Source organism: Bacteroides sp. AF39-11AC, from assembly GCF_003474285.1.
GTDB lineage: Bacteria > Bacteroidota > Bacteroidia > Bacteroidales > Bacteroidaceae > Bacteroides.
Map to the genome: position 1 here is coordinate 498,407 of NZ_QROH01000001.1, position 18,521 is coordinate 516,927.

The window sequence follows — 18,521 nt, forward strand, 5'->3', positions numbered from 1 at the left end:
ATTTTTAATGGTTTATGGATATATTACAAGATTACAGTAAAAAGGTTTCGTTTATTCCCTTTTTCTCGGGGACATTTACAGAAGATTAAATAGACGAAGCATCTGTTTACAGTGCCGGGAGCAGGTATTTCCAGATTAAATCCAGTTCCGCCTGCATATCTCCGATATGCGCTGTTACGGCAATAACGGCATCTTTTTCTGGGATTACGAGATATTGTCCGTCTGCTCCATCGGCGCGGTAGGCATTCTTTGATTTCTTGGCTGCTTCGGGATCCATCCCTGCCGGGAAAGAAGCAACCTGTTTGGCAGATGCCTCTGCAATCCATTCCTCCGATAACACTTGCTGTCCATTCCATTTTCCTTTTTGCAGGAAGAGTTGCCCCATCTTGGCAAGGTCCTCAGTTTTGAGGTACAATCCCCAGCCACCGCAATTGATGCCCTCCGGACTTTCCTGCCATTTCACATTGACAATCCCCAGTGGACGGAACAGGCGAGGGTATAGGTAATCCACTAACTTGTCTCCGGTTACTTTCTGTACGATGGCCGAAAGCATATAGCTACCAGGACTGTTGTATGCAAAGAATGTTCCCGGTTTATGATCTACGGAATAGGCAAGAAATTGTTCCACCCAACCTTTATCTGCATTTTTTGCTGCTTGTTCATTACTCCTGAGATCACCGTCATGTCCGTAAGTCATAGTTAGTAAGTCGCGGATAGTCATGGCTTCCAGGTTCTCACTTATATTTGCAGGTAACTGATCCGGAAAGAAGGAAATTACTTTATCCGTTAGTTTTAGTTTACCTTCAGCTATTGCAAATCCTATGGCTGAGGCTGTGAAAGTCTTGCTGACAGAGTTTAGTACATGGGGTTCGTCTTCTTTTCCTTCGCTCATCCATTTTTCTGCAAGTACATTGCCATGCTGTACAATCATGATGCTATGCAGGTCCTGGTCGGCATTCTTCACCGCTTCCAAGTATTTTCCCATTGCTTTCTCCAGTTTCTTGGAGGGAGTGCTGCGGGGAAGTCCTTTGGTGAGTTGATTGATAGAAATCAGCTTGATGCCTTTCTCCTCGATAACTTGTTTTACACGCGGACTGGTAAGTAAGTCTGTGACACCTTGCCGATCGAGTGCTACCTGTTCGTAGCCGATATGAAAGACTGTTTTCATCTCCTCATTGTCCAGTGCCGGATGATCGAGGAACAGATATCGTTTGCCTGCTTCCAGCTTATTCAGGGAACGTATGAAGCTTTCTTCCTTTTCGGCAGATGTCCGGCTCGGACCGTCATAGCCAATGTAGGTGAATTGATAATCTTGTGGTGAATCCATACGATCAATGGAAGGAAGATTGTATTCTTTTGCCAGGCGTAGCACCAGTTCATTCACTTCTTTAGTGAATCCGGTGGACAGCATGTGCCCCGTCATATGGCTGAGTTGGGGAATGTTTCTCAGTGCCATCTCAATCTGTGCGCGAAACTCCTGTTCTACCTCTTTTATATTCCATTTATTTTCCATAACCGATTGTCCCGGATAGGCGGGATTGGGTCCCATCATCGGATAGAAGTATCCGTTCTCATCCGTCAGGCTGGGGCAATGGGTTAAGGGACGCCATTTTACATTTTCCCATTCACTGGTAATCACTAAATGTAAACCGGCATCCAATCCCGGGTTCTCTTTTAGCAGACGGACTGCTTCCGGATACCAGGCGGCTACGGGCATTACTTCTACAGAACGGGCAATACCAGATTGGTAGGTCTCAATACAGGCTTCATTGACAGAATGGAATGCTCCGAGGTCATCAATGCGGATAGCAAGGGCAGGAGCGGACTGTCCCCCTGCCGAAAGAGTGCCTGCAATAAGCAAACATCCGGCAAAGAAATATTTGGGACTTAAAAGGTTCATATCAGATCAAACGGTTGGTTGGCACTTTAAGGTTGCCGGGGGAGGATTATAGTTTGGTTTCTCCTTCGATAAAGTTCTCAAGGAAAAGGTTCTCACCATCGAAAACGGCATAAGAGAAATAATTAATCCAGTCTCCCAGTATGGTGATACGGGCAGTAGTGCTCAGCATCAAATCCAGTTCGATGTGACGGTGTCCGTAGATAAAGTAATTGATATTCGGATGGCTTTTCAGATACTCTTTGGTGTAGAGTATCAGGAATTCTTTGTCTTCACCCATATAGTCGGGCTCTTTACCGTCAATGCGTTTCAAGCGGCTCTGCTTGGCCCAGTTCAGTCCCAATTCCATACTCCAACGGGGATGTATGGCAGAAAAAAGAACTTGTAGAAACTCGTTGTGAAACATGGAACGCAGGAACTTGAATTTCTTGTCAGGATCACCCAAACCATCACCGTGGGCAAGGTAGAACTCCTTGCCGTATATTTCCGTTGTAAGCGGTTCGCGATGCATGATGACACCGCACTCTTCAGTCAGATAGTCTCTGCACCAAATGTCATGGTTTCCTGTGAAGAAGTGTACTTCCACTCCTATATCCGTCAGTTCGGACAGTTTGCCCAGGAAACGGGTATAGCCTTTCGGCACAACGGTCTTGAATTCATACCAAAAGTCGAACATATCGCCCAGCAAATACACGGCAGATGCTTTGTACTTGATACTGTCGAGGAAGTTGACGAGGCGTCGTTCTTGTGTGCGCCCGTGTTCGATGGCACGTGAGCCGAGGTGTGCATCCGAAATAAAATATACGTTCTTCATAACCGTGCTATTCTGCTTGTTACTAACTGCTTACTACTTGGGTACTTATAAGAAACCCAATTCCAATTTGGCTTCTTCACTCATCATATCCTTGTCCCATTCCGGTTCGAATACCAGATTGATGGTGGCAGCAGCGACACCGTCCACTGATTCCACTTTCTGGCGCACGTCTTCCATGATGAAGTCGGCTGCCGGGCAGTTGGGAGCTGTCAGGGTCATGTCAATGTTAACTTCTCCGCTGTCGGAGACATCTATTTTATAGATAAGTCCCAAATCGTACACGTTTACCGGAATTTCCGGGTCGAATACGGTTTTGAGCATCGCCACTATTTTTTCTTCTATTTCAAACTTGGTCATATTCGTATTATTTTAGTTAGGCAAAGATAGTTGAAACTGAAAACAGAAGCAAATTTATTTGCATTATGCCGAGCACAGACTATCTTCTTAAAGCAAAGCTAAAGAAATAAATTGAAACTACAAAAGAACGGGTTTTGAAAAAGCCTGTTATAGATACTCGGCAAACAGATAATTAAAGCCTTTCCCATCAAACATTACTCCCTTTCATTTGCATCCTTTATTGCTCTGATGTAAAAGATACCATCTTTTGCAATGGCGCTAAGGGAGATGCGGGCGACTCCTTTTAACCCTTTATTTCAAATCATTCTTTCATCGTTAAAACTATAATATACTCCGTCTGTTACAATAACATGGTCGATGAGGCGGATGTTCATGGTTTGGGCTCCTTTCTGGACAAGTTGCGTCAGGCACTGGTCGTCTGTACTAGGTCGTGGACTGCCCGAAGGATGGTTGTGTATCAGGGCTATTTGTGTGGCACGCTGCATTAAAGCTTCACGCAGGATGCTGCGTACATCAGCAGTAGTCTGGTCGATACCACCTCGGCTGATGCGGGATTTGTCGATGACGCGGGAGGCTTGGTTGAGGAGTAAAACCCAGAACTCTTCGTGTGCCAAGTCGCAGAGAAGCGGGTGGAAGATTTCGTAGATGTCTTTGGAAGAGCGGATGGTGGTGCGTTCCGGACGCTCTTGTAGTTTGCGACGTTTGCCCAGTTCCAGTGCTGCCATGATGGTGATACTTTTGGCAGGACCGAAGCCTTTGAAGCGGGAGAAGTCCTGTACTTCCCATTTACCCAATTGACTCAGGTCGTTATTGCAGGTGGAAAGTACCCGTTGCATAAGTGATACTGCGCTTTCTTCTGTGTTTCCCGAACCGATAAGGATGGCAAGCAATTCGGCATCGCTCAGGGCTTCTGCACCTTTCAGCATCATCTTTTCCCGCGGGCGGTCTTCTTCCGCCCATTGGTTGATAGTTAGTTTTTCCATGTTAATTGTGAATTGCTAATCACTTATAAAAGTTCTTTTTGAAGGCTTCGAATTCATCTTTGCCGAGTATGCAGCGGTTCCACCAGGCTCTCCAGAATCCCGTGCCATATCCGATAAGTTGGATAAAGGAGGCGGCAATGGAATAGATGCCGATGCGCAGGCTTCGGTTCTGAATGGAAGAATCCGCACATACCAGTAGCGCATATAAAGCGATGGGCGTCAGGCTGTAAAGGCAGAAAGGACTACCAAGCAATAGTATAGCTACTCCCAATGTAAATGCAGCGGGTAAGAGATGAACAACTTTCAAAGACTCCGGATATTTCTTATACAGATTGATACGTGCAATCCCTGAATTATGTACTTGTTTGAAGAATTTCTTTAAGTCCGTGCGGCGTTTATGATACACCCATGCGTCAGGAAACAGCCGGCAGCGATAACCGCCTTTGAATATGCGGATACTGAAGTCTATATCTTCTCCGAAACGCATTTTAGAGAATCCCCCCAATGCAGCATATACATCTCGTTTGACACCCATATTGAAGCTGCGTGGATAGAATTTATCCATTTTCTTTTTTCCTCCCCGGATGCCTCCGGTAGTGAAGAAGGAAGTCATGGAGTAGTTGATAGCTTTCTGTATATCCGTAAAAGACTCATGTGCCCGGTCCGGTCCGCCGAAGGCATCGGCAGGGTTAATCTGCAATTCTTTCTCGATGGCGGTAAGATAGCCTTTGGGCAGGATACAGTCAGAATCTAAAATGATCAGATACTCTCCGGTACTCCGTTCGGCACCATAGTTGCGGGTTTGTCCGGGACCGGAATTGGGTTTGTTATAATAGTGCATGTCCAGTTGCTTCTGGTACCTGTCCGCTACTTCCTTGCAGGGGATGGAGGAACCGTCTTCCACAATCACGACTTCAAAGTCTTTGAAACTTTGTTCGGTCAGACTTTGCAAGAGTTCGTCCACTTCATCGGGACGATTATATACAGGAATAATGACGGAATATCTCATAGGTATTAATCTTTTAGTTCGTTTTCTATTTCTTCAATGCTGGGCAGGGTACTCTTGAAATCTTTTGGGTAAAGCTGACTTAATTCATATTCAGAAATACCGATGGGCAGGCTGGCTGTATCCAGCGTATATCGTGCCACTATGTTGTTCTTGCTTTTTTGATTTTATTTTAGCCCCAACTTGGGGCTGATTCTGTCCATAAAATAAATAGAACCTTTTTATGTAGCGTAGGTTTGTTTCAGAAAATCCTCCTAAGTTAGAGAATTCTTCTTTGAGGTCTAAGCTAATTTGGGACATTATGTTAGTTCCCCATTTTGCTTCCGCTTTCAACCGGACTATATCACCTCCTATACTCCAGTATAGTTTCAATAACTCCGTATTTACTTTTACCGCTGCTTTAATCTGACTTTGGCGGATATGCTGTTTCAGTTCGCCTATCCACTCTTTATATTCGTTGTCTGTCTTTATCAGTTTACTCATGGTGCAATTCTATTGCTTATTGCTTACAAAGATAAATCATTCTTTTCCGATAATCTTCCCAATCGTATATTCTTTTGCTCCCCTATAGAAAAAAACTGCCTGCCAGAAGTGTTTAATTCTTCTGACAGGCAGTTTGTATAATCGTACTATGTAGTCGGGAACCGGCTTATGCCTTCACGCGGCTTACATAAGAACCGTCACGAGTGTCGATTTCAATTGTTTCACCTTCATTGATGAACAGCGGAACACGCACAGTTGCACCAGACTCTACAGTGGCAGGTTTCAACGTGTTTGTAGCTGTATCACCCTTCACACCCGGTTCGGTATAAGTAATCTTCATCTGAACCTTTATAGGCATATCAGCATAAAGAACTGTTTCAGTAGAAGCATCAGATACTACTTCCAGCACAGCACCTTCCAACAGGAAGTCAACACCATTGATCAGGTCGTGGGCAATGGGGTGTTGGTCGAAAGTTTCCTGGTTCATGAAGATATAATCTTCACCTTCTTTATATAAGAACTGATAAGGACGACGCTCTACGCGTACGTCTTCCAGTTTTTCACCGATATTAAAACGACGTTCCAGCACATAACCATTCACTACGTCTTTCAGTTTAACACGCATGAAAGTGTTACCTTTTCCCGGCTTTACATGCAGGAAGTCAATACAGAAATACAACTTGTTGTCCATACGGATGCAAGTTCCGATTTTAATGTCTTGGGCATTAATCATACTAATATTTTTTATTTTAGATGTTATATAATTGTCTTCAGTGAGCTTTGCGGGTGCAAAAGTAATGGAAATCAGTAAAAATCGCAAAAAGTTTTGAGAGAAAAAGACTTAACTCTTGGTTATTTTGAAAAAAGTCCCTATTTTTGCAGCCCGATTACGTGAAATAATAACATAAAACAATATACAGTAATGAAAAGAACATTTCAACCCTCTAACAGAAAGAGAAAAAACAAACACGGTTTCCGTGAGAGAATGGCTTCCGCTAACGGTCGCAGAGTATTAGCTGCACGTCGTGCTAAAGGCCGCAAGAAACTGACTGTTTCTGACGAATACAACGGAGTAAAAGCATAAGCAAACTCTTTGTAATAAAGAATAAGAAAGCCGCGAAGGACTGATAAAGTGCTTTGCGGCTTTTCTATTTGAGCCAATTTGTTTCTTGCTCTATATTATTCTTCTATTTCCTTTCCTGCCTTCTTCCATTCTTCGAAACCTTTATCAAGGTCGTAAACCACATAACCTTTCTCACTGAGGATAGCGGCAGCTTTCTTACTGCGTTTGCCACTACGGCAATACAAGGCTACTGGTCTATCTTTTTGCAGGGTTGAATCTGCTATTTCGGCAAAAGTCTTATCAAGCACATTAATGTTGATGCTTTTTGGAATGTGAGATTCTGAATATTCGGCTAAGGTGCGTACATCCAGACGTTGCATCTCAGGATCGGCAATCAGTGTGGAGAAATCTTCCACAGAGACGGACTTAAAGTCTCCTTTCTGCTGACAGGAGAAAAGTGATGAGAAAAACAGGCAAATGCCTGCAATAAAAGAATTCATTTTCATCTTATTGAGGATTATATTCAAATTCGTAAGTTGCTTCTTTGCCAGAATACGTGTTGATGCTGAAATAAACCGTTATCTTGTTGATTCCATCCTCTGCATATTGCCGTAATGGGACGGATGCATAAGCACGTTTGGTATAAGCTTGTACATCTCCGCCATCATCATGATAGAGGGATAGGCGTACTGTCCGGGTTCCTGTTTCTATGTCCGTGATGATTTCATCTTCTATAAAGTGGAACGCATGGCTTTTATTTTGTGATTTGATTTCCAACATTAAATTCAGGTAATCAATGCCCATCCAGATGCTTAATACATTTACTGGATCACGTTTTATTCCATCTTTAAATTTATCCTCGGGTTGTGGAACAGGAGATATTGCTTTCAGTACTGCATACAATTTCGCTCCGGACTCTCCATTGGCAGTTGCTGCCTTGCCATAGTTGCTGACAATACGGAGGGAAGAATTGGCATCTATACGTGTGTTTGATGCATCTTCCACTACTGCAAGCGTCTCACCTTCATCTGTCAATATGGACTGCAAACTACCGTCGGCACCTGCTTGGGCAGTCAGGAAGTCCAGTTTCACAGATGGATAATAGTAGTCATCATCATCGCTACAGGAAGCCAGTACACATAACAGTATAGGCAAAAGCCAGGATAAAGAAACCGGAAATTGTAACTTACCTTTCATTGTTTATTCTATTTCGGATTATCAGTTTGGGTAGCCAAATAATTCGTCAACGGATTGGCATACATCAGCAATATCTTTTCACGCAAGAACGGCATATCTTTATTAGGCAATTCGATGCGGGCAAGTTGTTGGTCAATGTAATCCATGAAATGCTTCTTCTCTCCGGCCGTGTATTGACCGGTGAAAGTTTCAGTACCCGATAAAGAATCATGGGCTATGTAATTACCGGGATACAAACGATAATTCGCATGAATATTCCGGTCTATGAGTGCAGCAATTTCTGAGAATAATTCCGGCTTGGGAAGAGAACGGTCTAATTTAGCCAGTTCTCCATTGATGCAGGGAGCCACTTGGAAGTGTACATGTCCCTTTGCGCCGAACAGTCCGGTTTGCATATTCTTCAAGTCATCAGCTTGTGTCTTTTTGTAATCCGGTATATCCCGTTTCAACTGAAACTCCTGTGCTTTCAGGTAGTCACAGGGATCGTATTCATATGAAATGGCCAATGGAACAATATTCATTTCAGTCAGACGATCAATAATATCGCCTTCCCCGCCCATGGCAAGCATTTTGAGCACACTCTCCTGGGTGCGGTCATTGGAGTCTTTGGCACGTCCTTCACGCTGGGCAATCCAGATGGATTGATTCTTGTCCTTAATGGTGTGGTGCATATAGCGTGACATACGTCCGGAGGATTCCAACATCTGGCGCATGGTCAGGGCGCGTTGTACAATGAAGGATTTGTTGACACGTACGAACTTCTTAATCCAGGGATAGATCAATAGATTATCACCAATGGCGATTTCTACTGTGTTCATGCCTTTGTCTATCAATTCTACTGACAGGAAACCTGAATCAAGAATAATGTCGCGATGGTTAGAGATGTAAGTGTAAGCAGATTCATGCTCTGGCTGTGCTGTATGGTCTAAAGTCACTCCCTGAGTCGTATCTCGGGAAAACTTTCTCAGAATAACGTAACAGAATGCTTTCTGAAACTCTAATTTTGTCTTGCAAGCACGCATTTTCTGCGCAAGCGCCTCAAAAGGAACTTCTGGAAAGACAGCAGACGCCACCTGCTGGAAAGCCGGATCGGCAATCAATTCCTCGTAAATCTGAGGGAGTTCCTCGTCATGATAAGGGCGGATTTCATCAAATTCCATATTCATAATGATTAACGTTTAGTTGGTTGTGAATAGTGAAGCTGCTGAGTGCCAATCACTAATCATTAACCCTTAGTCACTAAAACTGGTTCTCAATTATATCAGTCATTACATCTTTAATGTCTAAACCTGCAGCACGTACCTGTTGAGGTATAAAACTGGTGGCCGTCATTCCGGGTGTAGTGTTCACTTCCAGCAGGTTGATTTTATCTCCGGCAGTGATAATATAATCTACGCGGATGATGCCGGAAGCTCCCAGGATATCATAGATGGCTGAAGTCAAAGTCTGTATTCGGTGAGTTAAATCGTCGGAGATACGGGCGGGAGTAATTTCTGAAACCTGTCCGTTATACTTGGCGTCGTAGTCGAAGAATTCATTCTCTGTTACTACTTCCGTAATAGGGAATACTACTGAATTCTTTTTTGTCTTATAGCAACCACAGGTTACTTCCGTACCTTCCATAAAGGCTTCCACCAAGACTTCCTGTGCCTCACCGAATGCCTTAACAATGGCAGGCTGTATTTGTTCTTTGGTCTTCACTTTGGTTACGCCAAAGCTGGAACCACCTAGGCTGGGCTTGATGAAACAAGGCAAACCAATCTTTTCTATTACATCTTCATCGGAAATAGACTGTCCCTGACGGAGTACTAAAGACTCTGCAATACGCACACCGAATACTTTGAGATATTGGTTGCACGCAAATTTATCGTAAGTAAGTGCAGCTGCCAACACACCACAACAGGAATAAGGTATATGAAGAAGGTCGAAATAGCCTTGTAAACGTCCGTCTTCACCCGGAGTTCCATGAATGGTGATATAGGCAAAGTCAAATGTTACCTTCTTGCCATCTACCTGAAAACTGAAGTCGTTCCGGTCGATGGGAGCTTTGTTGCCGTCAGGAAGTTGCACGTGCCAGTCGAGTCCGTGCATTTCGACGATATATAATGTATACTTCTCCTTATCGATAAAGGAATAGATTCCTTGCGCACTGCGCAGGGAAACCTGAAATTCGGAGGTATCACCTCCGCAAACGATAGCAATCGTGCGTTTCATTCTAAATCTCTGTTACTGATATAGCCTCTCCATTTGTCTATCAGCAGGGTCATGTCGTCGGGCATTTCAGAAGTGAAGTACATTTCCTCACCGGTGGCGGGATGTACAAAGCCCAGCGTCATTGCGTGTAATGCCTGCCGTGGACAAGTATCGAAGCAATTGTTTACAAACTGTTTGTATTTACTAAAATGAGTACCTTTCAGAATTTCGTGTCCGCCATAGCGCTCATCATTAAAGAGTACGTGGCCGATGTGTTTCATATGTACACGTATCTGATGGGTACGTCCCGTTTCGAGAATACATTCCACAAGGGTGACGTAACCCAGACGCTCCAGTACCCGGTAATGGGTAACAGCATGTTTACCCTGGTCGTCGGGCAACACGGTCATTTGCATACGATCTTTGGGATTCCGGCCGATGTTACCTATAATGGTTCCTTCGTCCTGTTCAACGATTCCCCATACCAATGCACGATAACGACGTTTGGTGGTTTTGTTGAAGAACTGTATACCGAGATTGGTTTTGGCGTCCGGTGTCTTTGCTATAACGAGTAAACCCGAAGTGTCTTTGTCGATGCGGTGCACCAGACCGACATGCGGATCGTTGGCATCGTAATCGGGATGATCTTTCATGTGCCAGGCTATGGCGTTCACCAGAGTTCCGTGGTAGTTACCGTGCCCCGGATGCACAACAAGTCCGGCAGGTTTATTCACTATCATGAGGTGTTTATCCTCATAAACAATATTGAGTGGAATGTTTTCGGGAATGACCTCATTTTCATAGCGTGGACGGTCCATCATAATGGTAATGACGTCCATAGGTTTTACCTTGTAGCTGCTTTTGACAGGCTTATTGTTAGCCATTACAAAACCTGCTTCTGCTGATTTCTGAATGCGGTTGCGTGAAGCATTTGTCAGACGATCGAAGAGATACTTGTCTACGCGCATCATTTCCTGTCCCCTGTCCACTACCACACGGAAGTGCTCATAGAGTTGTGCCTCATCACCGACAGGCTCTACGTCGTCCAAGTCATCATCAATCGTTATGTCATCCGGCAATTCTTCTATCATTCCTCGTTTTTCTATGTGTTATTGATTGAAAGTAGCTTATTCCCCGAATATGATGTTTAGAACCAAGAGTCATCAGTGGCAGAATCACCGGAAGAAACAGTACCTGTGGTTTCCGTATTCGTAGAATCTGCCTCTTGAGCTAAGGCTCCGCCATCCCCTACTATTAAGGTAAGTGTGGAACCTACGGGAACTTTTTCGCCATTGGTCAGTGTACGTCCTTGGTACTTTACACCATATACCCAATCTTTTTCACCGGGTATGTATTGGTTTTCGGCCAGCTTGAAACCGGTAGCTAATAAGCGTGCCTGCGCTTGACGCATGGAACTATTATCTGCTACATCGGGAACGATTTGTAAAGGTACATTCAGTGTATTTATTGTCAGATAGATGGTACGTCCTTCTTTTACCTTCTGTCCGGCAGCAGGACTATGTTCGAGGATGCATCCGGCGGGTAAGTTCTTTACGTAGCTGGAGTCGGAAACAATACAGGTCAGCCCCTGGTTGCGGAACATTTTCTCGGCTTCAGTCACTCCCATGCCTTTTACATTGGGAACTACTACCGCTTCGCCGTGACGGGTATATATATCCAGTCCCTTCAAAACTCCAAACAGTACAAGGGCAACCACAACAATCATTGCGATCAGGTTTACCCAGAAAAATTTATTCTGTCGGAAAGAAAAAAACTCTTTTATTGTCATAATCCTTAGCGTTATTTGGGGCAAAGATAATGCAAACCGAAAGCAGTACAAAATAAGCTTGCTTATTTTTGATGCTGAGGTGCAGCTTATCTTTGCTTTTTGAGCAAAAATACAAATTTCGCCTTAGAGTGTAAGACAAACTAAGGCGAAATTTATATAATAGTTCAATGTCCGCTGTCCAGATAACTTTTTAAAGTGACTCGAGTAGTCTTTTCAATACTACTGTAGCCGATATTTCTCGGTTGGCGGCTTCGGGGATTACAATGGATTGAGGGCTTTCGATGACATCATCCGTTACAATCATATTACGGCGTACAGGCAGGCAGTGCATGAAGTAGGCGTTGTTGGTTACAGCCATTTGGCGATCACTTACTGTCCATTCGCGGTCCTTACTTAGAATTTGTCCGTAATTATCGCCGGCATAGGCAGCCCAGTTCTTGGCATAGATGAAGTCTGCACCTTCGAATGCTTTCATCTGATCGTATTCTACGCGGGCATGTCCTACAAATTGCGGGTCGAGTTCGTAGCCTTCGGGATGAGTGATGACGAAATCGTAATCTGTAGCATTCATCCACTCTGCAAATGAGTTGGGCACGGCTTGTGGCAATGGACGCGGATGCGGTGCCCAGGTCATTACTACTTTGGGACGTGCCGTTTTCTTGTATTCTTCAATAGTGATGAGGTCGGCGAAACTTTGCAATGGATGGCGTGTAGCTGCTTCCATTGAAAATACAGGGCGTCCGGAATATTTGATGAACTGGTTTATGATGATTTCGTTGTAATCATCTTCTTTATTCTCGAATCGTGCGAAAGAGCGTACACCGATGATGTCGCAATAGCAACCCATTACGGGGATAGCTTCCAGCAGGTGCTCCGGTTTGTCGCCGTCCATAATGACTCCGCGTTCCGTTTCCAGTTTCCATGCTCCCTGGTTGATGTCCAGTACGATAACATTCATACCCAGGTTTGTTGCAGCTTTCTGCGTGCTGAGGCGGGTACGCAGGCTTGAGTTGAAGAATATCATCATCAACGTCTTGTTTCGTCCTAACTCTACGTATTTGAAACGGTCTTTCTTAATCTCAAATGCTTCATCCAGTGCAGCTTTCAGATTTCCGATGTCCTGCACACAAGTAAACTTCTTCATCTTATATATTATATGATTTATAATTTATGATTTATGGTGGGGGCTTTGGCTGATCACTTATCACTCTACCACTTATCACTCCCTTATCTGTCCTTCGCCTTCGATAATCCATTTATATGTGGTGAGCTCTTCCAGCGCCATCGGACCGCGGGCGTGAAGTTTCTGTGTACTGATGCCGATTTCGGCACCCAGTCCAAACTGCGCTCCGTCCGTGAAGGACGTTGGTACGTTGACATACACACAGGCGGCATCCACATCACGGCAGAATTGTTCGGCATGAGCTTTATCATTCGTTACGATACATTCGCTATGCTTGGAGCCGTATTTTTGGATATGTGCTATGGCTTCGCGGATAGACTGGACTGTTTTGATAGACATTTTGTAATCCAGAAATTCCGTTCCAAAATCTTCTTCCGTAGCTTCTTTCAGTAAATCGGTGGGATAGCTGCCTTTCAGGACGTTGTATGCATGTGTATCTGCGTAGATTATCACATGGCTATCTGGCAACGGAGCACAAAGTACCGGCAGGTCACTGAGGCGCTCTTCATCAATCAGCAGGCAATCTAAAGCGTTGCATACACTGACGCGACGGGTTTTGGCATTATTGATAATGGAAGCACCTTTTTCCACATCACCATAGCGGTCGAAGAATGTATGACAAATACCTGCACCTGTTTCAATAACCGGTATGGTAGCATTCTGACGCACAAAGTTGATGAGGCTACTGCTGCCACGGGGAATAAGCAAATCCACATAGCCCCTTGCATTTAGCAGTTCGGCTGTTGCTTCCCTGTCGGCAGGCAATAATTCTACGATATGAGGGTTGACTTGGAAACGTTCCAAAACTTCGTGTATTACGCTAATAATAGCCCGGTTGGAGTAGTCAGCATCGCTACCGCCTTTCAATACGCAGGCATTGCCGCTTTTCAGACAAAGTGCGAATACGTCGAAACTAACGTTCGGACGAGCCTCGTATATGATGCCGATAACACCGAATGGAACACTTATTTTTTTAAGTCTCATTCCTTTGGGGTGTGTATTCTCCTTCAGTATATGTCCTACGGGAGAGGGGAGGGTAGCTACGTTGCGTGTATCCGCGGCGATGCCTTGAAGGCGTTCGGCGGTTAATTTCAGTCGGTCGTACTTCGGATCTTTAGGATCCATCCTTTCCAGGTCTTTCTTGTTTTCTGCAAGAATAAAGTCTGACTTTGCCAAGGCGGCATCCGCTACAGCCAGCAGTATCTGATTGATTTCCCGGTCGCTTAACGACAGCAATTCCCGACTGGCTTCCTGCACGGTGGCAAATACTTTGTTTAAGTCCATCTTCTTTGTACTTTTTGTAGTTGATTATTCTGCAAATGTAGTAATTATATTGGGAATGCCTGCTTTATCTCTTTGAAAAAGAATGTGTAGAGAAAGGAGGGGATGACAGGGCTCTATATATCATTTTCTCATTTTTATCGGGTTATGAACTAAAAAAACAGGATAGTGGTGCATGTTATTTACAAATGATGTATATTTCTAAAATAGTCGTATACTGAACCTAATTCAGTCGTATAGTGAATGCCATTCAGTCGTATACTTAATAGAGTTCAGTCGTATACTGAATAGAGTATGGTTTAACGATGTTGATAATCAGAAAGTTACAAAAGTTCATAATGCTATTGATAAATTCTGACAAATCCCTGCGATATATAACGCAGCTACTTTATCACCCTATCACCCTACCACCTTATCACTCCTTTATTCCTTCCTTTTCCATTTTGAGTAAATTTCATCGTCCGATTATGCATTAATATAATTTTAAGTCGATATTAATGCATTTTCATTGAATTTATTAATGAGATACGCTTTTCTTTGCATCTGGAAAATGTAAATTTAAGAATCATGAAAAACCGTTTAATAAGTCTGTGCTTGCTGTGTGCTTGCTGTGTGATGGCCAAAGCTGACGATCTGAAGCTGTGGTACAAGCAGCCGGCTAAAGTATGGACTGAAGCATTACCTCTGGGTAATTCGCGTTTAGGTGCCATGGTCTATGGCGGAGTAGTTAACGAGCAGATACAGCTGAATGAAGAGACCGTTTGGGGTGGTGGTCCGCACCGGAATGATAGTCCGAAAGCACTCGGTGTATTGCCCACAGTTAGGGAGTTGCTTTTCTCCGGACGTGAGAAGGAAGCTGAAAAAATGATTGCCGACAACTTTTTTACCGGACAACACGGCATGCCATTTCAAACCATTGGTAGCCTGATGCTGGAATTTGATGGACACGCCGACTATTCCGATTATCGCAGGGAACTGGATTTGGAGAAGGCAATAGCCTCCGTACGCTATAAAATAGGTGAAGTAAACTATATCCGTACCGTGTTTACATCCTTGGCAGATAATGCTCTGATTGTGCGTATCGAAGCCGACAAACCGGGAGCAGTCAATTTTACCACTCGATATAGCACTCCGTATAAAGAATACGAAATAAAAAAGAACGGTAAAAGCCTGCTGCTGTCCGGACATGGCTCTGCACACGAAGGCATTCCGGGTGCCATCCGCTTTGAAACCCGTACGCAGATAAAGGCCGAGAAAGGCAAAATCAACGTCACCAACGACTGTATCGAAGTGAAAGGAGCAGACGCAGCAGTGATCTATGTAACCGCTGCCACCAACTTTGTCAATTATAAAGACGTAAGTGCTAATGAAACCCGCCGTGCAACAGAATTCCTGTCGCAGGCCATGAAACGCCCCTATGCACAGGCCCTTGCCGCTCACGAGGAGACTTATCAAAAGCTGTTCGGACGTGTTTCACTGAATATAGGTGCTTCCAGCAAGGAAGAAACTTCTTACCGCATTAAGCACTTTAACGAGGGAAAAGACCTGGGACTGGTAGCCCTGATGTTCCAGTTCGGACGTTATTTGCTTATCTCTTCTTCACAACCCGGTGGGCAACCTGCCGGTTTGCAAGGCATCTGGAATCATGAATTGCTGGCTCCGTGGGATGGAAAATATACCATCAATATCAATACAGAGATGAACTACTGGCCGGCAGAAGTAACCAATTTGTCCGAAATGCATCAACCTCTTTTCCAGATGGTGAAAGAACTGTCCGAGTCGGCACAAGGCACTGCGCGTACCTTGTACGATTGTCGGGGTTGGACGGTGCATCATAATACGGACTTGTGGCGCATGGCCGGTCCGGTGGATGGTGCTTCGTATGTTTGGCCTTTGGGCGGTGCGTGGCTCAGTCAGCACTTGTGGCAACATTATCTTTATACAGGTGACCAGGCTTTCTTGCAGACTGCTTATCCGGCTTTGAAAGGGGCAGCCGATTTCTTCCTCGATTTCCTGGTAGAGCATCCTAAGTACGGTTGGATGGTTTGTGTGCCGTCCATGTCTCCCGAGCAAGGTCCTCCGGGAACGGGAACCATGCTGACCGCCGGATGTACCATGGACACTCAGATTGTACTGGATGCACTGACTTCGGTACTGTCCGCCACGAAGTTGTTATATCCCGACCATACATCGTATTGCGATAGCCTGCAAGGCATGATCAAGCGCTTGCCTCCTATGCAGATAGGTAAACATAACCAGTTGCAGGAATGGCTTGCCGATGTCGATGATCCGAATAATGATCACCGTCACGTCTCTCATTTGTACGGACTTTACCCAAGTAATCAAATTTCTCCTTATGCCCATCCGCAGCTTTTCCAGGCCGCCAAGCGTTCGCTCCTCTATCGAGGTGATATGGCTACGGGATGGTCCATCGGTTGGAAAATCAATCTTTGGGCACGCCTGCTCGACGGGGATCATGCGTATACGATTATCAAAAATATGCTGAAGCTGGTGGAGAAGGGTAATCCTGACGGACGTACTTATCCGAATATGTTCGATGCACATCCGCCTTTCCAGATTGACGGAAACTTCGGTTTTACGGCAGGCGTGGCCGAAATGTTGCTTCAAAGCCATGATGAAGCTCTGCACCTGTTGCCTGCCCTGCCCACGGCATGGAGCAAAGGTAGTGTGAAAGGTCTGGTGGCACGTGGGGCTTTTGAAGTTGATATGGACTGGGATGGCAGTGAGCTGACGACGGCTACTGTAACTTCACGTATCGGTGGAAATCTGCGTATACGTTCGTATGTACCATTGGAAGGTGCTGGTCTGAAAGAGGCTAAAGGTGATAATCCGAACCCGTTGATGAAACGTGGAGATATCAAGGAACCCTTGGTGGCCGAAGGGCTAAAGGCACAGTACCCCATCTTGTACAGGATATATGAGTATGATATACAGACTCGACCGGGAGAAAAGTACACATTGCAAAGAGCTTTTTAAAAAGGCGATATAAATGAAATAGGTTATGGTAAAAAGAATAAATTGGTTTATTGTATGTTTGCTGTTTTCAATAGGTGTTACAGCACAAGCTGCTGGCAAGCAGTATAATTCGTACAAAGGATTGGTGATGGCCGGTTATCAGGGGTGGTTCAATGCCCCTGATGACGGCGCCGGCCGTGGTTGGTATCACTATACCGGGCACGACGGTTTTCGTCCCGGTTCTTGTACGATTGATTTCTGGCCCGAAGTGTCGGAGTACAAGAAACTGTATAAAACGGAATTCAAGTTTGCCGATGGTACTCCGGCTTATACTTTCTCTTCGCATGATGAATCTACGGTGGATACTCACTTCAGATGGATGAAAGAGTACGGACTGGATGGAGTTTTTATGCAACGCTTTGTAGGCGAGATTCGTAATAAGAGCGGATTGAATCACTTCAACGTAGTACTGAATTCAGCTATGAAGGCTGCTAATAAGTATGAACGGGCCATTTGCGTGATGTATGATCTGAGTGGTATGCGTCCCGGCGATGAAGAGGTTCTGCTAAAGGATATTGCCGACATATCTCAGCGCCATGCTTTAAAGGATCATGCTAAGAACCCGTCCTATCTGTATCATAATGGGAAACCACTGGTTACAATCTGGGGTGTAGGGTTCAATGACCGTCGCCGTTATGGTCTGAACGAAGCAGAAAAGATTATTAATGGTCTGAAAGCACAGGGGTTTAGTGTAATGCTGGGAGTACCTACGCATTGGCGTGAACTGAATGGTGATACCGAGTCGGACCCTCGCTTACATGAATTGATAAAACGGTGTGATGTTGTGATGCCGTGGTTCGTGGGACGCTATAATGAGAATTCATATCCCCGTTATCAGAAACTGATTAAAGATGATATTGCCTGGGCTAAGAAAAATAAAGTAGACTATGCTCCTCTGGCTTTTCCGGGCTTCTCCTGGCGTAACATGAAAGGTCATGAGAATAGTGTGCAAATACCACGCAATAAGGGTTCGTTCCTCTGGAAACAGTTATCCGGTGCTATCAAAGAAGGGGCTGAGATGATTTACGTAGCCATGTTTGATGAAATAGACGAGGGTACAGCCATCTTTAAGTGCGCTAAGAAAGTTCCTGTTGGTGCCAGTACATTTGTGCCCATTGAAGAAGGGATTGGAAGTGACCATTATTTATGGTTGGTAGGTCAGGCCGGTAAAATGTTGCGTAAAGAAAAACCGTTGGAAATGAAACAACCGGAACGCAAATAAATCAAAGTAGAATCCGG

The 18,521-nt window shown here is 44.6% G+C and carries 18 protein-coding genes; 3 read left to right on the forward strand and 15 right to left on the reverse strand.

All coding sequences use genetic code 11. The annotated features are described in order from the left end of the window. Positions 1-106: 106 nt before the first annotated feature. From DW036_RS01615 to efp, 7 genes are all read right to left on the reverse strand, one after another. Positions 107-1,900, reverse strand: coding sequence for a ChbG/HpnK family deacetylase (locus tag DW036_RS01615; RefSeq protein ID WP_118460782.1), 1,794 nt, complete (start codon positions 1,898-1,900; stop codon positions 107-109). 46 nt (positions 1,901-1,946) lie between these two features. Beyond that, a complete protein-coding gene (locus DW036_RS01620) occupies positions 1,947-2,711 on the reverse strand; it encodes a UDP-2,3-diacylglucosamine diphosphatase (protein ID WP_118460784.1) in 765 nt (254 codons plus the stop codon). Positions 2,712-2,756: 45 nt separating this feature from the next. Next, positions 2,757-3,068: a metal-sulfur cluster assembly factor gene (locus DW036_RS01625; protein WP_118460786.1), complete on the reverse strand. Its 312-nt coding sequence runs from the start codon at positions 3,066-3,068 to the stop codon at positions 2,757-2,759. 296 nt (positions 3,069-3,364) lie between these two features. Then, complete coding sequence (gene radC / locus DW036_RS01630) at positions 3,365-4,051, reverse strand: DNA repair protein RadC (RefSeq protein WP_118460787.1); 687 nt, start codon at positions 4,049-4,051, stop codon at positions 3,365-3,367. A gap of 19 nt (positions 4,052-4,070) precedes the next feature. Beyond that, a complete protein-coding gene (locus DW036_RS01635; protein ID WP_118460789.1) occupies positions 4,071-5,060 on the reverse strand; it encodes a glycosyltransferase family 2 protein in 990 nt (329 codons plus the stop codon). Between the two features lie 90 nt (positions 5,061-5,150). Continuing rightward, a complete protein-coding gene (locus tag DW036_RS01640) occupies positions 5,151-5,540 on the reverse strand; it encodes a DUF1016 N-terminal domain-containing protein (RefSeq protein ID WP_118460791.1) in 390 nt (129 codons plus the stop codon). 166 nt (positions 5,541-5,706) lie between these two features. Then, a complete protein-coding gene (efp, locus tag DW036_RS01645) occupies positions 5,707-6,273 on the reverse strand; it encodes an elongation factor P (RefSeq protein ID WP_118460793.1) in 567 nt (188 codons plus the stop codon). Positions 6,274-6,462: 189 nt separating this feature from the next. Between efp and rpmH the strand changes: the two genes are divergently transcribed. Further along, positions 6,463-6,624, forward strand: coding sequence for a 50S ribosomal protein L34 (rpmH, locus tag DW036_RS01650; RefSeq protein WP_002558970.1), 162 nt, complete (start codon positions 6,463-6,465; stop codon positions 6,622-6,624). Positions 6,625-6,719: 95 nt separating this feature from the next. On the opposite strand, the gene DW036_RS01655 is transcribed toward rpmH, so the two are convergent. From DW036_RS01655 to DW036_RS01690, 8 genes are all read right to left on the reverse strand, one after another. Then, a complete protein-coding gene (locus DW036_RS01655; RefSeq protein ID WP_117707097.1) occupies positions 6,720-7,109 on the reverse strand; it encodes a rhodanese-like domain-containing protein in 390 nt (129 codons plus the stop codon). Position 7,110: 1 nt separating this feature from the next. Beyond that, a complete protein-coding gene (locus DW036_RS01660) occupies positions 7,111-7,800 on the reverse strand; it encodes a NigD-like C-terminal domain-containing protein (protein ID WP_118460795.1) in 690 nt (229 codons plus the stop codon). 8 nt (positions 7,801-7,808) lie between these two features. Further along, positions 7,809-8,966, reverse strand: coding sequence for an acyltransferase (locus tag DW036_RS01665; protein WP_118460797.1), 1,158 nt, complete (start codon positions 8,964-8,966; stop codon positions 7,809-7,811). 73 nt (positions 8,967-9,039) lie between these two features. Then, on the reverse strand, positions 9,040-10,014 hold the full coding sequence (locus tag DW036_RS01670) for a D-alanine--D-alanine ligase (protein WP_007660537.1): 975 nt from the start codon (positions 10,012-10,014) through the stop codon (positions 9,040-9,042). Further along, positions 10,011-11,084, reverse strand: coding sequence for an RluA family pseudouridine synthase (locus DW036_RS01675; RefSeq protein ID WP_118460799.1), 1,074 nt, complete (start codon positions 11,082-11,084; stop codon positions 10,011-10,013). Before DW036_RS01675 ends, DW036_RS01670 begins: the two co-directional genes overlap by 4 nt. A gap of 56 nt (positions 11,085-11,140) precedes the next feature. Further along, positions 11,141-11,782: a PASTA domain-containing protein gene (locus tag DW036_RS01680; protein WP_118221831.1), complete on the reverse strand. Its 642-nt coding sequence runs from the start codon at positions 11,780-11,782 to the stop codon at positions 11,141-11,143. A 190-nt stretch (positions 11,783-11,972) separates the two neighbouring features. After that, positions 11,973-12,926, reverse strand: coding sequence for an acetylornithine carbamoyltransferase (locus DW036_RS01685; RefSeq protein ID WP_007660534.1), 954 nt, complete (start codon positions 12,924-12,926; stop codon positions 11,973-11,975). A gap of 75 nt (positions 12,927-13,001) precedes the next feature. Beyond that, complete coding sequence (locus DW036_RS01690) at positions 13,002-14,249, reverse strand: glutamate-5-semialdehyde dehydrogenase (protein ID WP_118460801.1); 1,248 nt, start codon at positions 14,247-14,249, stop codon at positions 13,002-13,004. 564 nt (positions 14,250-14,813) lie between these two features. Here DW036_RS01690 and DW036_RS01695 point away from each other — a divergent pair. Further along, positions 14,814-17,243 (forward strand): glycoside hydrolase N-terminal domain-containing protein, encoded by a 2,430-nt coding sequence (locus DW036_RS01695; protein WP_118460803.1) that lies wholly within the window; start codon positions 14,814-14,816, stop codon positions 17,241-17,243. A gap of 25 nt (positions 17,244-17,268) precedes the next feature. Beyond that, positions 17,269-18,504 carry a glycoside hydrolase family 71/99-like protein gene (locus tag DW036_RS01700; RefSeq protein WP_118460805.1) on the forward strand — a complete coding sequence of 412 codons (1,236 nt, stop codon included), beginning with the start codon at positions 17,269-17,271 and terminating at the stop codon, positions 18,502-18,504. The last annotated feature ends 17 nt before the right edge of the window (positions 18,505-18,521 follow it).

What these genes read in the sequence shown, in the direction of transcription:
- DW036_RS01695 (WP_118460803.1), top strand. Translation starts at nt 14,814, where the DNA reads ATGAAAAACCGTTTAATAAGTCTGTGCTTGCTGTGTGCTTGCTGTGTG.
- DW036_RS01680 (WP_118221831.1), bottom strand. Translation starts at nt 11,782, where the DNA reads ATGACAATAAAAGAGTTTTTTTCTTTCCGACAGAATAAATTTTTCTGG.
- DW036_RS01640 (WP_118460791.1), bottom strand. Translation starts at nt 5,540, where the DNA reads ATGAGTAAACTGATAAAGACAGACAACGAATATAAAGAGTGGATAGGC.
- efp (WP_118460793.1), bottom strand. Translation starts at nt 6,273, where the DNA reads ATGATTAATGCCCAAGACATTAAAATCGGAACTTGCATCCGTATGGAC.
- DW036_RS01660 (WP_118460795.1), bottom strand. Translation starts at nt 7,800, where the DNA reads ATGAAAGGTAAGTTACAATTTCCGGTTTCTTTATCCTGGCTTTTGCCT.
- DW036_RS01655 (WP_117707097.1), bottom strand. Translation starts at nt 7,109, where the DNA reads ATGAAAATGAATTCTTTTATTGCAGGCATTTGCCTGTTTTTCTCATCA.
- DW036_RS01675 (WP_118460799.1), bottom strand. Translation starts at nt 11,084, where the DNA reads ATGATAGAAGAATTGCCGGATGACATAACGATTGATGATGACTTGGAC.
- DW036_RS01635 (WP_118460789.1), bottom strand. Translation starts at nt 5,060, where the DNA reads ATGAGATATTCCGTCATTATTCCTGTATATAATCGTCCCGATGAAGTG.
- DW036_RS01700 (WP_118460805.1), top strand. Translation starts at nt 17,269, where the DNA reads ATGGTAAAAAGAATAAATTGGTTTATTGTATGTTTGCTGTTTTCAATA.
- DW036_RS01615 (WP_118460782.1), bottom strand. Translation starts at nt 1,900, where the DNA reads ATGAACCTTTTAAGTCCCAAATATTTCTTTGCCGGATGTTTGCTTATT.
- radC (WP_118460787.1), bottom strand. Translation starts at nt 4,051, where the DNA reads ATGGAAAAACTAACTATCAACCAATGGGCGGAAGAAGACCGCCCGCGG.
- DW036_RS01620 (WP_118460784.1), bottom strand. Translation starts at nt 2,711, where the DNA reads ATGAAGAACGTATATTTTATTTCGGATGCACACCTCGGCTCACGTGCC.
- rpmH (WP_002558970.1), top strand. Translation starts at nt 6,463, where the DNA reads ATGAAAAGAACATTTCAACCCTCTAACAGAAAGAGAAAAAACAAACAC.
- DW036_RS01625 (WP_118460786.1), bottom strand. Translation starts at nt 3,068, where the DNA reads ATGACCAAGTTTGAAATAGAAGAAAAAATAGTGGCGATGCTCAAAACC.
- DW036_RS01685 (WP_007660534.1), bottom strand. Translation starts at nt 12,926, where the DNA reads ATGAAGAAGTTTACTTGTGTGCAGGACATCGGAAATCTGAAAGCTGCA.
- DW036_RS01690 (WP_118460801.1), bottom strand. Translation starts at nt 14,249, where the DNA reads ATGGACTTAAACAAAGTATTTGCCACCGTGCAGGAAGCCAGTCGGGAA.
- DW036_RS01670 (WP_007660537.1), bottom strand. Translation starts at nt 10,014, where the DNA reads ATGAAACGCACGATTGCTATCGTTTGCGGAGGTGATACCTCCGAATTT.
- DW036_RS01665 (WP_118460797.1), bottom strand. Translation starts at nt 8,966, where the DNA reads ATGAATATGGAATTTGATGAAATCCGCCCTTATCATGACGAGGAACTC.